This window comes from Azospirillum formosense (assembly GCF_013340925.1).
GTDB classification, from domain to species: Bacteria; Pseudomonadota; Alphaproteobacteria; order Azospirillales; family Azospirillaceae; genus Azospirillum; species Azospirillum formosense.
On the sequence record NZ_WHOR01000137.1, the window covers coordinates 1 to 14,924 of the forward strand.

The following is a 14,924-nucleotide window of genomic DNA, read 5'->3' on the forward strand; positions in this document are numbered from 1 at the left end:
CGGTCCGCCGAGAGCGGGGGAGGGTCGGGGAGGGGGCAATGCACTCCTTACCCCCGCCGCGCCCCCATCAGCCGCGCCAGCAGGGCGGCGGCTTCGGCTTGGGAATTCCCGTCCGCACCGTCGTCCGGTTTCAGGCGCCCGGTCGCCGCCATGGCGATCAGCATCGCCGGATGAAGCGCCGGATGATGCCCCGGCGGACGCCCCGTCGAATCGTCTTCCCCACGCGCCGCGGCGTGGTCGCGGGCCAGCGCCTCGTTGATGTGCGCGAAGGCCTCGATGTCCTTGATGTGCAACATGTCCGTTCCGCCCTCCGCGCAAAATTCGTTGTGCGTCGCAGCAAAAGGCAAGTTAGCAGCTTCCGCTGGGTGAATCCGCCGTCATGCCGCGGCGGACTGTCGCACCGTATTCGCATCGCCCGGTGCCGGCTCCCGAACCGTCAGCATAAGCCCAAACCCGATGACGAAGAAAGCCACAACGCTCGCCATGCCGGCCCGCTGGCTGTCGAACAACGTGGTCGCCAACCCGAAGGCGAGCGGCCCGACGAAGCCGGCCATGCGGCCGGTCAGGCTGTAGAGCCCGAACATCTCGCCCACCATGCCCGGCGGAGCCAGCCGCGCCATCATCGACCGCCCGGCCGCCTGCGCCGGCCCGAAGAAGGCGCCCAGCCCCAGGGCCAGCACCCAGAACCACGCCTTCTCCGTCGCCAGCAGCAGCGGCACGCCGAAGGCGGTCAGGCCGATCAGGCTGACCAGGATGGTCGGCTTGGCTCCCATGCGGTCGTCCACCCAGGCGAAGCCGATGGCCCCGACGCCGGCCACCACGTTCAGCGCGATGGCGAAGAGCAGGATCTCCTCGAACGTCATGCCGAAGGCGTGGGCGGCGAAGATGCCGCCGAAGGCGGTGATGGTGTTGATGCCGTCGCGGTAGATCGCGCTGGCGATCAGGAAGCGCAGCGTGTTGCGGTATTTGCGCGTTTCCGCCAGCGTCCGGCGCAGCGTCGCCATGCCCTCCCGCGCCGCTTGGCGGATGCCCAGCCCGGTCGCCGGCACGTCCGGAACGAACAGGAAGAAGGGCAGGGCGAACAGCCCGTACCAGGCGGCGGCGAGCAGGGCGGTGGCGCGCACCGGCGCCTGCTCCGCCGTGTCGAGCAGGCCGAACAGCGGGGCGGGCGACTTCACGAAGACGAACAGGGCGACCACCAGACAGGCCAGCCCGCCGAAATAGCCGATGCCCCAGCCCCAGCCGGAAATCCTCCCGAGCATCCGTGGCGGCGCCAGCGCGGTCAGGCTGGCGTTGTAAAAGACGTTCGCCAACTCGAAGGCGACGGTGCCGACGACCACGCAGACCAGGGCGAACAGCGCGTGGGAGGGGTCTGGCTTCACCCACCACAGGGCGGCGCAGAAGACCACGGTCAGGGCGGTGAACAGCGCCATCCACGGCTTGCGCCGCCCCGTCCGGTCGGCCACCGCGCCCAGCATGGGGCTGAGCAGGGCGATCAGCAGCCCGGCGACGGTCAGCGCGGCACTCCAGCGCGAGGCCCCGGCGACCTCGTCCCCGACCACGCCGCGGGCGAAATAGACTGAGAAGATGAAGGTCGTGATGATGGTGTTGTACGACGAGTTCGCCCAGTCGTAGAGGCACCAGGACGCGATGGCGCGGCGGCTCGGCGCCTCGGCGGTGTGGGGCATGCTGAAGGATCGGCCGTCTGTTGTCCGGGATGGCCCACTCTAGGCAAAGCGGCCGGGAATGCCAACCCGGGGGCGGAGTTACGCCGGTTTGGCGGAGTCCGCCGCCGGCGTGGTGGCTTTCGCCAGCGCGATGCCCTGGGCGATGCCTTGCGCCATGGTCCGGGCGACGGTGGCGTCCAGTCGGGACTCGAAGCCCTCGAACCACGCCTGTGTCTTCAACTCGTCCGGTGTCTTGAGGATGTGCCGCAGCGGGTCGGACTGCGAATGGTCCATCGCCTGCTTGATCAGAGTCGCGAGTGGGTTGTCGCTGTCGAGCTTTTCCGGTTCATCGCCCTTCTCCCTCGTGTGGATTTCGTAGGACACCTGCGCCGACGCGCGGCGTGTCGCCCATTCGGTCGAGGTCTTCTCCTCGGGGCCGACGGCGTCCAGGAAGGTGAGGTTCGCCTTCATCCTTGCGGCCTCGTCGCCACGGAACGGATCGACGAAGCTGGCCTCCTGGCTGATCGGGCCGCTGTAGAGCCCCATGGCCAGCCCTTCCTGCTGCGCCATGATCGATTGGGCGATGTCCTGCTCCTGCTTGGAGAATTGACCGTCGGCGTTGCTGCGCACCGCCTCCAGCGAGCGGCGGTCGAGATCGCCCATCAGGGAGTGCCAGTCCCGGCCCTCGAAGCTGTCGAAGTCGAAGGGCTTGCCGCTCGCCTTCATGGCCTCGTACTGCGCGTCCATGCGGGCGCGGGCGTCCTTGGCGATGCCCGGCCCGCTCAGGCCCGCCGAGCTGGACACCGCCCCCGGATCGGACACCGCCTTGGCCAGCGCCGTGGCCGGCTTGCCGTCGCGCGTCGGGAAATAGGCGGCGTAGGGGCCGGCCGACCCGCCGTTTTCGGTCTTTCCGGCCTTGGACGCGGTGGCAGTCGCCATGAAGGCCTGGGCTTCGACGGACAGGGTGACGAAGACGGCGGAACCGCCGGAGGCCGCCGCCGGTTGGCCGGCGGCCGTGTTCGTGGAGCTTCCCTTGTCGCCTCCCAGCACGGTCAAGGCCGCCTTGAGGCTGAAACCGAGGCTGAAACCGGACACTTGCGCGTTTGGCGTCGTAATCGACATGAGAGGCCCTCCCGACCAACCGGGCGGGCGTCGTCCCGCTGCCGCCGTTCGTTGACGGCAGCGTAACGTGTTCAGGCCAGGGTTGTCAAAACGGGGCGACCTATTCTTTTTGGCGAATAGCCGCAGGCGTCCCTGCCGGTGGAGGCGTGTCGAGATGGATAGGAATGAGGTCGATGGTGGGGTGCCGGTCGTCCGGGCGCTGACCGATCCGGGCGCGCGGTTGCATCATCTGCGCCCGGATCGCCTCGATCTCCGCCTTCTGCCGCTCCAGATCCGACAGATCCGGCAGCGGGACGGCGATGTCGGCGGCGATGCGGTCGGGCGTCTTGTCGGTGCTCATGGGGCCTCTCCGGTTCGTTGTCGGTCGGCTGGCGTCAGCGCGGGAAACCCCGAAGACCCGCGTCCGCTCAACCGCCCACGCCGAACGAAATCTGGTTGTTGTCGTAGCGGGCGACGATGGTCAGCCGGTCGCCGGGGCGCACGCGGATCGGCGTCTCCAGATAGGTCATCGCCTGCTTCCAGTGGTTCGTCCGCGCCCGGCTTTCGGAGCGGTAGGTGACCTCCTCGTCCATGTGCAGGTCGAACCAGAAGGCCACGCCGTGGCAGGTGCCCTCCGCCGTGATCTCCACGGCGATCTCGCGGCCGCCCTCCTCGGGCATGTTGCGGGTGAAGTCGAAATCGAGCGCGGTGAAGGCGGCCGACAGCGGCGTGTGGGTGTCGGCGCCGAGGTCGATCTGCTGATAGCCGGGGGAGCGGAACACGTCGAAGGTCGACATGTCGAAGCCGCCGATGCGCTTCACCGGGTTGATGCGGGCCAGCTCCGGCGTCTCCACCAGCATGGCGTACACGGTCGAGGCGCGCGGGATGATCGCGCCGCCGGGCTTCACCAGATGGGTGCGCGCGTGCTGAAGGACCGACAGCATGCGCGGCGCCAGCATGCCGATGTTGATAAGCTCCGACACGAAGACGTCGGCCTTCTCCGGCAGGTCGCCGTCCTCGCCCACCGACAGGCGGGTGGACAGCTTCGGCACCACGTCGATGCGGTCGGCGTAGCCGTTGTTGGCGACGGTCTCGCGGGCGATGCGGGCGAGGATCGGGTTCACCTCGCAGGTCACCACCTTCCGCGCCCCGGCGCGCGCCGCCATCATGGCGACGATGCCCGAGCCGGTGCCGATCTCCAGCACCAGCGAGTCCGGGGTCACCGCGCGCTTCAGCGCCGCCTCGTAGGCGTCGTTGCGCTCGAAGTCGTTGATCATCGGCAGGTGCCAGCCGGGGACGGCGTTGGAATAGATCAGCCGGCGGGTGAACTGCACCAGCGGGTGGTCCGGCGCGATGGCGCGGGCGGCCTCGATGGCCTCCACCGCCTCGTTGGCGCGGTCGAGGCTCTGCAGCGTGTGGGCAAGCCCGACATGGGCGGGGACGAAGCGGGGCGCCGCCGCGATCACCACGCGGAACGCCTCCTCCGCCTCCTCCAGGGCGCCGCGGGTGCTCAGCGCCTCGGCGAGGTTGTAGCGGGCCTCCAGATACTCCGGCGCCCGTTCCAGAGCGGCGCGGAAGGCGGCCTCCGCCTCGTCCAGCCGGCCCAGCTCGCGCAGGGTGGTGCCGAGGAAATTGTGCATCTCCGGCGCCTCGCCGCGCAGGGCCAGGGCGGCGCGGAAGGCACCCTCGGCGTCCTCCAGCCGGCCCAGCGCCTTCAGCGCGTTGCCCAGATTGCCGTGAAGCTCCGGCAGGCGGTCGTTGAGGGCGATGCCGGCGCGGAACGCCTCCTCCGCCTCCGCGGCGCGGCCGAGCTGGAAGAGCAGGCTGCCACGGCTGTTGTGGAAGGACGGGTCCTTGCCGTCCTCGGCGATGGCGTGCGTGAAGAGGTCGAGCGCGCCCTCGGGATGGCCGGTGTGGGCGGCGACGACGCCCAGCAGGTGCAGGGCCTGCGCGTTGTGCGGGTCGGTTGCCAGGATCGCCCGGCAGGCCGCCTCCGCCCCGCCCAGATCGTTCGTCCGCAGCAGGCGGATGGCGTCGTTCAGGGTGGGCTGGGGGTCGGTCATCGCGGCGGCTCCGGTTGGGCGGACATTCCTTGGAATGGCCGCACCATAGCCGGAAAGCGGGCGGGACGCATGGGGAAACCCTCTTCCGGACCCACCCGAAGGGGGCCGGAAGAGGGGGGCCAAGCCATTTACCCCGCCGTCAGGCCGCGGAGCTGCCGGTTCGCCACCGCCAGCATCGACAGGTCGACGTTGGGCTGGGTGCGCAGCTCGGACAGGAGCTGCTCCACCCGTTCCACCACCGGGCGGCGGTGGGCGATCCAGGCCTCCACGGGGGCGTCCGCGGGAAGCTGGTCCACCGCCTCCAGAACGCGGGTGGTCAGCGCGGTCTGGTGGGCGAACAGGTCGTCCACCAGGGCGGCCACCGCCTGCTTCTGCCAATGGTTCTCCGCCTTCGCAGCGGCGGCCTTGTCGCGCAGCCACTCCAGACCGAAGCGGCGGCCCAGCATGAAGTAGACCGCGGCGACGTCCGCGACCCCGCGCCCGGTGCGCCCGGCGATGCGGACGAGGTCGGGGGCGGCGGCCAGAACCGGCAGGGCCGCCATGCGGCGGGCCAGCTCGGCGGGGACGCCCTGCTCCTGGTAGGAGGCGACGCGGGCGGTCAGGCGGGCCGTCTCCTCGGCGTCCAGCACGTTGTCCAGACCGGCCAGGAGCGTCTCGATGCCGGGCCGGAAGGCCTCCGTCTCGCGGGCGATGTCCAGCGGCTGCGGGCAGCTCGCCAGGAACCAGGCGGCGGCGCGCTCCATGTGGCGGACCGTCTCCAGGATCATGCTGGTCTGGAGCGCGGCCGGGACGACGGTGTCGAGATCCTCGATCCCCGTCCACAGCGAGCGCAGGCCGAAGGCGTCGCGCACGATGGTGTAGGCGCGGGCGACGTCCGCCGGCCCCATGCCGGTCTTCTCCATCATCTCCTTGACGAAGGTCGGGCCGGTGCGGTTGACGAGGCTGTTGGTGACGCTGGTCGCGATGATCTCCCGCCGCAGCCGGTGCCGCCCCACCGCCTCCGCGTGGGCCTTGCGCAGCGGCTTGGGGAAGTAGCGGGTGAGGTCGTCGGCCATGAACGGATCGTCCGGCAGGTCCGACGCCAGCAGATCGTCGTAGAGCGTGATCTTGGCGTAGGCCAGCAGCACCGCCAGCTCGGGCCGGGTCAGCCCCTCGCGGTTGGCCATGCGGGCGGACAGCTCCTCCTCGTCGGGCAGATACTCGATGGCGCGGTTGAGCCGGCCCGCCTTCTCCAGCGCGCGGATCAGCCGGGCCTGCGCCTCCAGCGCGTCGGGACCCTGCGCGCGGGCGACGGTCAGGGCCTGGCTCTGCAGGTAGTTGTCGGCCAGCACCAGACCGGCCACCTCGTCGGTCATGGCGGCGAGGAGCTGGTCGCGCTGCTTCAGCGTCATGTCGCCGCGGACGACCACGTCGTTCAGCAGGATCTTGATGTTCACCTCATGGTCGGAGGTGTCCACGCCCGCCGAATTGTCGATGGCGTCGGTGTTCAGCCGCACCCCGTGCCGCGCCGCCTCGATGCGGCCGCGCTGGGTGACGCCCAGGTTGGCGCCCTCGCCGATCACCTTGGCCCGCACGTCGCGCCCGTCGATGCGCAGCGCGTCGTTGGCCTTGTCGCCGACCTCGGCGTTGGTCTCCTCCGACGCCTTCAGGTAGGTGCCGATGCCGCCGAACCACAGCAGGTCCACCTCGGCCTTCAGCAGGGTCTGCATCAGCTCCAGCGGGGTGACGTGGTCCTTGGCGATGCCGAAGCGCTGGCGGATCTCCGGCGTCAGCTCGAGCGACTTGGCGGAGCGGTCGAAGACGCGGCCGCCCGCGGACAGCAGCGCCGCGTCGTAGTCCGCCCAGGAGGAGCGGGGCAGGTCGAACAGGCGCTGCCGCTCCTCCCAGCTCCGCGCGGCGTCGGGGTCGGGATCGATGAAGATGTGCCGGTGGTCGAAGGCGGCGAGCAGGCGGATGTGCTTCGACAGCAGCATGCCGTTGCCGAACACGTCGCCCGACATGTCGCCGACGCCGACGACGGTGAAGTCCTGGGTCTGGGTGTCGTGCCCCAGCTCGCGGAAATGGCGCTTCACCGACTCCCAGGCGCCGCGGGCGGTGATGCCCATCTTCTTGTGGTCGTAGCCGGCGGAGCCGCCCGACGCGAAGGCGTCGCCCAGCCAGAAGCCGTGGTCCACCGACACCGAGTTGGCGATGTCGGAGAAGGTCGCCGTGCCCTTGTCGGCGGCGACCACCAGATAGGGGTCGTCCCCGTCGTGGCGGACCACCTCGGGCGGCGGCACCACCGCCCCTTCGGGGTCGAGGTTGTCGGTGATGTCCAGCAGGCCGCGCATCAGCGTCTTGTAGCACTCGATGCCTTCGGCCAGCGCCGCCTCGCGCCCGGCGGACGGCGGCGGCGGGCGCTTGACCACGAAGCCGCCCTTGGAGCCGACCGGCACGATGACGGTGTTCTTGACCATCTGCGCCTTCATCAGCCCGAGGATCTCCGTGCGGAAATCCTCGCGGCGGTCGGACCAGCGGATGCCGCCGCGCGCCACCTTGCCGCCGCGCAGATGGACGCCCTCCATCCGCGGGCTGTAGACGAACACCTCGACCATCGGGCGGGGCAGCGGCAGGTCGTCGATGTGGCGGCTGTCGATCTTGAAGGAGAGGTAGGTCTTGGGCCGCCCGTCCGCGCCGTTCTGGTAGGCGTTGGTGCGCAGCGTGTTGCACAGCAGGTTGAGGAAGCGCCGCAGGATGCGGTCCTCGTCGAGGTTCTTCACACCGTCGAGCGCGCGTTCGATCTCCGCGGCCAGCCCCGGATCGTTCTGCGGGCGGCGGGCCGGGTCGAAGCGGCTGTGGAACAGGGCGACCAGCTTGCGCGCGATGGCCGGATGGCCGGCCAGCGTGCTTTCCACCACGTCCTGCCCATAGGGGATGCGGGCCTGGCGCAGATACTTGGCGTAGGCGCGCAGCACCGTCACCTCCCGCGCGGTCAGGCCGGCGCGGAGCACGAGGCGGTTGAAGCCGTCATCCTCCATCCGGCCGTCCCAGACGGCGGCGAAGGCGTCCTGGAACTTCTCCTTCACCATCGCGCAGTCGATGGGCAGCCCGTTCTGCGAACGCGCGGTGAAGTCGTGGATCCACACCGGGGCGGCGTGGCCGGCGATGGCGATCTCGAAGGGCGCCTCGGTGATCACCTTCAGGTCCATGTGCTCCAGCATGGGAAGCACGTCGGACAGCGGCACCGGGCGGCCTTCGTGGTAGATCTTGACGTGCAGCTCGTCCCCTTCGGCCTCCAGCGGGCGGTAGAGGTTGATGCCCAGCGTGCCCTGGGCCGTCGCCTTCTCGATCCGCTCGATGTCGAAGACCGCGGCCTCGGCGTTGAACTCCTCGCGGTAGGCGGTGGGGAAGGCGTCGGCGTAGCGGCGGAACAGGGTGCGCCCCTGCTCCTCGCCATGGGCCTCGACCAGCGCGTCGCGCAGATGGTCGTCCCAGCCGCGCGACGCCTGGACCAGCCGCGCCTCCAGATCGGCGGCGTCGACGGCGGGCACGCGGCCCGGCTCGGTCCGGATGATGAAATGCAGGCGGGCCAGCACGCTTTCGGTCAGCTGCGTGGTGAAGCCGGTGCAGGTGCCGTCGTAGGCGGCCTCCAGGATGGACTGGATGCGCCGGCGCAGCGTGGTGTCGTAGCGGTCGCGCGGCACGTAGACGAGGCAGGAGGCGAAACGCTCGAACGGGTCCTTGCGCACGAACAGGGCCAGCCGCTGGCGTTCCTGCAGGTGCAGGATGCCGACCGCGATGTCCAGCAGCTCCGGCACCTGGATCTGGAACAGCTCGTCGCGCGGGTAGGTCTCCAGGATGTGCAGAAGCGCTTTGCCGTCATGGCCCTGCGGGTCGAAGCCGGCCAGTTCCATCACCTCCGCGACCTTGCGGCGGAGGTAGGGGATCTCGCGCGGGCTGCGGTTGTAGGCGACCGAGGTGAAGAGGCCGGCGACCAGCCGCTCGCCGATGATCCGCCCCTCGGCGTCGAAGCGCTTGATGAGGAAGGCGTCCATCGGCACCGCGCGGTGCACGGGGGAGGGGCGGTTGCCCTTGGTCACCATCAGGACGCGCGGGTTGCGCAGGAAGTCGCGCACGTCGGGCGGCAGGGTGGCGTAGTTGCGCAGCCCGTCGAAGACGGTGACGGAGTCGTCGCGCAGGATGCCGAGACCGCTGCCGGCGACCAGCCCCAGCGAGGAGTCCACCCCGTCGGCGCCGCTCTCGAAGCGGTATTCGCGGTAGCCGAGGAAGGTGAAATGGTCGTCGTCGGCCCAGGACAGGAAGGCCTTGGCCTCGTCCACCTCGTCGTCGGGGATGATGGCCGGGACGGCGGCGCGGGCGCAGTCGGCCTCCACGATGGCGGCGCGCACCTGCTGGCGCATGGCCCGCCAGTCGGCGACGGCGGCGCGCACGTCGGCCAGCACGCGCTCCAGCCCCTCGCGGGCCTGGTCCAGAGCGGCGGCGCCGGTGACCGCGCCGACCTCCACATGCATGAAGGATTCGGGGGCGGCGTCGGTGGGGGCCGCCGCCGGCTCGTACAGCTCCACCAGCTGGCCGTCGGCGTCGCGCTTGACCCGCACCACGGGGTGGATGACCAGATGGACGGTCAGCCCCTGGCGGTTCAGCTCCGCGGTCACCGAGTCGACGAGGAAGGGCATGTCGTCGTTGACGATCTCCACCACCGTGCGGTGGGACTGCCAGCCATGCTCCTCGACGCGGGGATTGTAGACGCGGACCTTGGCGCGGTCCGTCGCCTCGCGCTGCTGGCCCCATTGCCACATGGCCAGCGCGGCGCCGTAAAGCTGCTCCGCCGGAGCCTGGATGATGTCGTCGGGCGGGACGTTGTCGTAGAACTGCCGTACGAAGCGCTCCGCCGGTGCCGCGCGGCTGCGGCCCAGCCGCTCGCGAACCTGCCGCACGACCTCTTCGGTCAGCTCGTCCTTGAGCTGTTCGGCCCTGAGAGCCATCGCTCCAATCCTTCCCTGATTTTTTGCGGCGGTTTGTCGCCGTCGTAGGCAAAGGGTAGCCGATTTGCCGCGACAGGCAACAGGCGGAGGGGCGTAACCGGAAGAGGCGGTTATTACGGAGAAGCCCTTCGCGTCCAAACCGATGAAAGTTGAATGAATGGGGAATGAGGGGTATTTTTTGTGCAGGCGCGCGCACGGCGCGCAACCATCGAGACGGTTATGCCAAACGACGACGCCCGCCCGCCGGAGGCCAACCCGGTTCCGCCCGCCAAGCCCCGCCTGCACGTCCTCGTGGTCGATCCCGACCCGGCGCTGGCGGAACTGACGCGCGCCGCGCTCGACGGCTTCGCGCTGGACGGGGCGCCGGTGACGGTGCTGACCGCCGCGACCGCCGCCGAGGCGCGCGAGGCGCTGTACCGCAACCCCAACACAGCCGCCGTCCTGCTGGAGCCGGTGCTGGACCCCGCGGCGGATGGGCCGCCCGAAGGGTTGGGCTTCATCGACCACATCCGCAAGGATCTGGGAAACAGCCGCGTCCGCATCCTGGTCTGCACCGCCCATCCCGACCGGGCGCCGGAAGAGGAGGTGGTGGAGGGCCACGACGTCAGCGACTACCGCCTGAAGGACGGGCTGACGGCGCGCACGCTGCGCACCGCGGTCGTCCCACGGCTGCGCGCCTTCCTCAACCTGCAGACCCAGGCGGCCGGGCGCAAGGCGCTGGCCCGCATGCTGGTGGCGACCACCGGCCTGCTGGAGATGCGCACCCCGGACGTGCTGTTCCCCAACATCCTGCCGCGCGTCGTCGGGCTGCTGGGCATCGGGCGGCACGCCCTGCTGTGCATTCAGGGCGACACGCTGCCGCGCGACCGCCGCATCCGCGTGCGCGCCTCCACCGGGCGCTTCGCCAAATGGAAGGACGTGGACGTCGCCGAACTGGGCGAGCCCAACGTGGCCGCCGCGCTGGAGCGGCTGAGCCCGAGTTCCGAAACCATCGTGGAGCCGGGCTATTGCGCCCTGCGGCTGCGCGCCCATGGCGGAATCATCGGCATGATCTACGTCGAGGGCCACAACAACGAGGGCACCGCGCGCGAGTGGCAGCTGCTGGAGCTGTTCCGCAACAAATGCTCGATCGCCTTCGAGAACGCCCTGCTGTTCGAGGAGCTGAACACCGCCCAGAAGGCCACCGTCCTGGCCATGGGGTCGCTCGCCGAATACAAGGACAACGCCGCCGCCGGCCATCTCCAGCGCATCGAGCGGCTGGTCGGCGACATTGCCCGCGAGTTGCGCGTCCACGGCCGCTTCGCCGATGAGCTGGACGAGGAGTTGGTGGAGAAGGTCGGGCTGGCCGCCCTGTTGCACGACGTCGGCATGCTGAGCGTGTCGGACGAGACGCTGGGCATTCCCGGCGAGCTGGCGAACAACGACATGGCGGCCATCCAGCGCCACACGCTGATCGGCCACCGTATCCTCAGCGAGGCGGCGCTGCCCCTGCGCGGGCGCAGCCTGCTGTCGATCGCCGCGGAGATCGCCCGCTACCACCACGAGCGCTACGACGGGTCGGGCTATATGGAGGGGCTGCGCGGCGGGGCCATCCCGGTGTCGGCGCGGATCATGGCCGTGGCCGACGTGTTCGACGCCCTCATCACCGACCGCCAGTACCGCAAGGCCTGGGGGGTTGAGCACGCCATCGCCTGGATCGCCGAGCGGGCGGGCAAGGATTTCGACCCGCTGGTGGTCGAGGCGTTCCTGACGGTGATCCGCCGCATCCAGATCGAGGAGCCGGACTGGTTTCCCAAGCCGGAGGGCGGCAACCAGGGTCTGCTGGTTGCGGCCATCGGGCGCAAGCTGCGCGCCCTGTTCGGCAACCGTGCCGAGCCGATCAACTGACCCCCGTCCGCCTTTGATGGAATTGGATGGAACGGCCTTTCCCAAGTGGAAAGGCCGTTTTGCCATCATCTTCCGGTGATGCCGGCCGGTGCGACGCTGTGTCCTCCGCTCTCATTGTGGTTGCGCCTTAAATACTATTGTGTACAAAAAATCGTGTTACTATGAGTTGCGCAACCGATGCCACAGAGTCGTTCCTTGGCGGCGCTCCGGTGTGGTGATCTTGCGGCAGCATTTGGCGGAGCCGACCATGAAAGCCAGACGTTTCTTTTCCAGTCTCCTGACCTCCTGCGCCCTGCTGTTGGGCGCGACGGCGGCCCAGGCCGCCTATCCGGAGAAGCCGATCACCATGATCGTCGCCTACGGGGCGGGCGGATCGACCGACGTGACCGCGCGCATGCTGGCGCCCTTCATTGAAAAATATCTGGGCGGCGGCGCGCGGATCGTGGTGATGAACCGCGGCGGCGCCGGGGGGGAGATCGGCTTCGCGGCCATCGCCGACGCCGCGCCGGACGGCTACACCATCGGCTTCATCAACACGCCGAACGTCGTCACCATCCCGATCGAGCGCAACGCCCGCTTCACGCTCGACCGGCTGGACCCGCTGGTCAACGTCGTCGACGACCCGGGCATCATGACGGTGCACGGCGACAGCCCCTACAAGACGGTGGAGGATCTGGTCGCCCAGGCCAAGGCCAACCCGAACACCATCACGCTGGGCTCCACCGGCGTCGGGTCGGACGACCATCTGGCCATGCTGCTGCTCCAGCGGCAGGCCAACGTCCGCTTCACCCATGTGCCCTTTCCGGGCAGCGCAGAGAACTACCGCTCGATGCTCGGCCGCCACACCCAGATCTGCGGCCAGAATCTGGGGGAGGGGCTGCGCGGCAAGGCCGGCGGCGACAACATCCGCATCCTCGGCGTGATGAGCACGCAGCGCTGGGACATGGCGCCCGACCTGCCGACCTTCAAGGAACTGGGTTACAACATCACCATGGCGTCGCTGCGCGGCGTCGGCGCGCCGAAGGGCCTGCCGCCGGAGATCCGCGCCAAGCTGGTCGACGCGGTGACCAAGGCCGCCAACGATCCGGAGTTCCAGAGCAAGGCCCGCGACACCTACCAGCCGCTGCGCATCCTCGATTCGGAAGCCTTCTCCGCGGAGCTGAAGGAGCTGGACGGCGATTTCCGCAACCTCTGGCGCGAGTTCCCCTGGTTGAAGTGATCGGGGGAACCCCCAACAGGCGAGGGCGCATAGGAAAGGCCCCTCTTCCATGTGGAAGAGGGGCCTTTTTCATGGGCGGTGCCGGAGGACGCCACGGCGTCCTCCCCGCATCGGGCCGGGTCAGGCCGCGGTGATGCGGGTGATGAAGGCTTCGATCTCGTTGTCCAGCCGGTTGAAGCTGCGCGACAGCTCCTCGGTCGTGGTCTGGACGGCGCCGGCGGAATGGCCGGTGGTTTCCGCCGCCTGCTGCACCAGCCGCATCTCCTGGAGCACGGCCACCGTGTCGGTGGCGGCGCGCTGCGAGCGCTCGCTGATGTCGCGGGTGGCGGCATCCTGCTCCTCCACCGCCGCGGCGACGGTGCTGAGCGATTCATCCACCTGCCGGATGGTGTTGACGATGGCGCGGATGGCGTTGACCGCCGCGCTGGTCGCCGCCTGCACCGCCGCGATTTCCGCGCCGATCTCGTCGGTGGCCTTGGCGGTCTGGTTGGCGAGGCTCTTGACCTCCTGCGCCACCACGGCGAAGCCCTTGCCGGCCTCGCCCGCGCGCGCCGCCTCGATGGTGGCGTTCAGCGCCAGCAGGTTGGTCTGGCCGGCGATGTTGTTGATGAGGCCGACCACCTCCTCAATCTTCCGGCTGGCCTCGCTGAGCCCCTGGACGATCGAGTCGGTCCGCCCGGCCTCGTCCACCGCGCCGCGGGCGAGCTGGGTCGACTGGGTGATGGAGCGGGTGATCTCGTCGATGGAGGCGCGGAGCTGCTCGGCGCCGGCGGCCACGCTCTCCACCTCGCTCGTCGCCTCCTGCACGGCGTGGGCGACCGAATCGCTGTGGTGGCTGGTCTGGCGGGCGTTCTCCAGCATGACGTTGGCTTCGCCGCGCATGGATGTGGCGGACCGCACCACCTCGCCCATCATCGCCTTGACCGACGCCTCCAGATCGGCGGCGAGGCTGTTCATGGCCCGGCGCTGCTCCTCCGTGGCGCGGGCGCGCATGGCCTCCTGCTCGCGGGCCATCTCCTGGACGCGCAGCGCGTTCTCCTTGAAGACGCGGACGGTGCGGGCCATCTGGCCGATCTCGTCGCCGCGCTCGGCGGCGGGCACCTCGTCCTCCAGCCGCCCCTGGGCCAGCCGTTCCATCACCGTGGTCAGGCGGACCACCGGCCGGGCGATGTTGAAGCCGATGAACAGCGCGACGCCCACCGTGATCAGCAGGGCGACGACCGCCGAGGCGATGAAGGCCTGGGTGGTCGCGTCGACCGACGCGTTCACGTTGGCGTAGGCGTCGGCCGACTGCTGGCGCTGGTAGGTCAGGTAATCGCGGGCGGTGCCGTTCAGGCGCCCGTAGGCCGCCTGGACCTCCTGCAGGAAGTCGAGCGGATCGACGCCCATCTTCAGCAGATCGAGGAAGCTGGTCACCTTCGCCTGATAGGCGGCGGTGTCGGAGCCGAAGCGCTGGAGGATCTGCCCCTCCTCCTCGGTCGCAGCCGACTGGCCCTTCATCTTGTCCGCCTGGACCTTCAGCCTGGAGAGCTGTTCGGTCAGGGCCTTCGATTCATCCTCGACCGCCTTGGGGGAGGCGTTGGCGGTGCTGAGGATCACCGTCCGGTAGAGGCCGGCGTGGGCGACGGTCAGCGTGTCGGTCAACGCCTGGACATCCGCTTCCCGCGTGAAGGAGCGGTTGAACAGCGTGTCCAGCAGGCGTGACTGTTCCGTGATGGCGGAGCCGCCGAGCAACGCGATGGCAAGCATGCCCAGGATCGCTGTCGCCGCCGGGATTCCCATTTTGGTGGGAATGTGGAGGTGATTGAGGAAAGTCATGGAGCACCTGCTTCAACCATTGGCCGGTCCGTTGGCGCCGGATGGTCAGGGGGGCTTGAACCGCACCCGTCGCAGGCCGGTCGGCCGGCGGCGGGCGGTTTCGGGGCGGGCGGTTTCGGGGACCGGCCCGACCCGGGCGGACCAACCCGCCCCGGTCGCTTCCGCCCCCGGTCGCTTCCGCCCG

Annotated in this window: 9 protein-coding genes; 2 read left to right on the top strand and 7 right to left on the bottom strand. The window is 69.6% G+C overall.

The features are described 5' to 3' along the window. Window positions 1-47: 47 nt before the first annotated feature. From GBZ26_RS17640 to GBZ26_RS17665, 6 genes are all read right to left on the bottom strand, one after another. Entirely contained in the window at window positions 48-296 is a 249-nt protein-coding gene (locus GBZ26_RS17640) for a hypothetical protein (RefSeq protein ID WP_174439948.1), read from the bottom strand. Between the two features lie 81 nt (window positions 297-377). Next, window positions 378-1,688 carry an MFS transporter gene (locus GBZ26_RS17645; protein WP_174439949.1) on the bottom strand — a complete coding sequence of 437 codons (1,311 nt, stop codon included), beginning with the start codon at window positions 1,686-1,688 and terminating at the stop codon, window positions 378-380. 78 nt (window positions 1,689-1,766) lie between these two features. Beyond that, a complete protein-coding gene (locus GBZ26_RS17650) occupies window positions 1,767-2,789 on the bottom strand; it encodes a hypothetical protein (RefSeq protein WP_174439950.1) in 1,023 nt (340 codons plus the stop codon). 100 nt (window positions 2,790-2,889) lie between these two features. Continuing rightward, window positions 2,890-3,129, bottom strand: coding sequence for a hypothetical protein (locus tag GBZ26_RS17655; protein WP_174439951.1), 240 nt, complete (start codon window positions 3,127-3,129; stop codon window positions 2,890-2,892). 67 nt (window positions 3,130-3,196) lie between these two features. After that, complete coding sequence (locus GBZ26_RS17660; RefSeq protein ID WP_174439952.1) at window positions 3,197-4,831, bottom strand: tetratricopeptide repeat protein; 1,635 nt, start codon at window positions 4,829-4,831, stop codon at window positions 3,197-3,199. Window positions 4,832-4,959: 128 nt separating this feature from the next. Next, a complete protein-coding gene (locus tag GBZ26_RS17665; protein WP_174439953.1) occupies window positions 4,960-9,816 on the bottom strand; it encodes an NAD-glutamate dehydrogenase in 4,857 nt (1,618 codons plus the stop codon). A gap of 219 nt (window positions 9,817-10,035) precedes the next feature. Here GBZ26_RS17665 and GBZ26_RS17670 point away from each other — a divergent pair, with 219 nt between their 5' ends. Both GBZ26_RS17670 and GBZ26_RS17675 read left to right on the top strand, forming a co-directional pair. Continuing rightward, the gene (locus GBZ26_RS17670) at window positions 10,036-11,703 is read left to right on the top strand and encodes an HD domain-containing phosphohydrolase (RefSeq protein ID WP_174439954.1); all 1,668 of its coding nucleotides are present in this window, start codon (window positions 10,036-10,038) and stop codon (window positions 11,701-11,703) included. Between the two features lie 247 nt (window positions 11,704-11,950). Beyond that, window positions 11,951-12,922, top strand: a complete 972-nt coding sequence (locus tag GBZ26_RS17675) for a Bug family tripartite tricarboxylate transporter substrate binding protein (protein WP_174439955.1) — start codon at window positions 11,951-11,953, stop codon at window positions 12,920-12,922. A 120-nt stretch (window positions 12,923-13,042) separates the two neighbouring features. Here the strand turns inward: GBZ26_RS17675 and GBZ26_RS17680 are convergent, their stop codons facing one another. Further along, entirely contained in the window at window positions 13,043-14,740 is a 1,698-nt protein-coding gene (locus GBZ26_RS17680) for a methyl-accepting chemotaxis protein (protein ID WP_174439956.1), read from the bottom strand. Between the last annotated feature and the right edge of the window lie 184 nt (window positions 14,741-14,924).

Bases quoted from the DNA above. Each gene is read 5' to 3' on its own strand.
- GBZ26_RS17650 (WP_174439950.1), bottom strand. From the start codon at position 2,789: ATGTCGATTACGACGCCAAACGCGCAAGTGTCCGGTTTCAGCCTCGGT.
- GBZ26_RS17670 (WP_174439954.1), top strand. From the start codon at position 10,036: ATGCCAAACGACGACGCCCGCCCGCCGGAGGCCAACCCGGTTCCGCCC.
- GBZ26_RS17655 (WP_174439951.1), bottom strand. From the start codon at position 3,129: ATGAGCACCGACAAGACGCCCGACCGCATCGCCGCCGACATCGCCGTC.
- GBZ26_RS17640 (WP_174439948.1), bottom strand. From the start codon at position 296: ATGTTGCACATCAAGGACATCGAGGCCTTCGCGCACATCAACGAGGCG.
- GBZ26_RS17680 (WP_174439956.1), bottom strand. From the start codon at position 14,740: ATGACTTTCCTCAATCACCTCCACATTCCCACCAAAATGGGAATCCCG.
- GBZ26_RS17675 (WP_174439955.1), top strand. From the start codon at position 11,951: ATGAAAGCCAGACGTTTCTTTTCCAGTCTCCTGACCTCCTGCGCCCTG.
- GBZ26_RS17665 (WP_174439953.1), bottom strand. From the start codon at position 9,816: ATGGCTCTCAGGGCCGAACAGCTCAAGGACGAGCTGACCGAAGAGGTC.
- GBZ26_RS17660 (WP_174439952.1), bottom strand. From the start codon at position 4,831: ATGACCGACCCCCAGCCCACCCTGAACGACGCCATCCGCCTGCTGCGG.
- GBZ26_RS17645 (WP_174439949.1), bottom strand. From the start codon at position 1,688: ATGCCCCACACCGCCGAGGCGCCGAGCCGCCGCGCCATCGCGTCCTGG.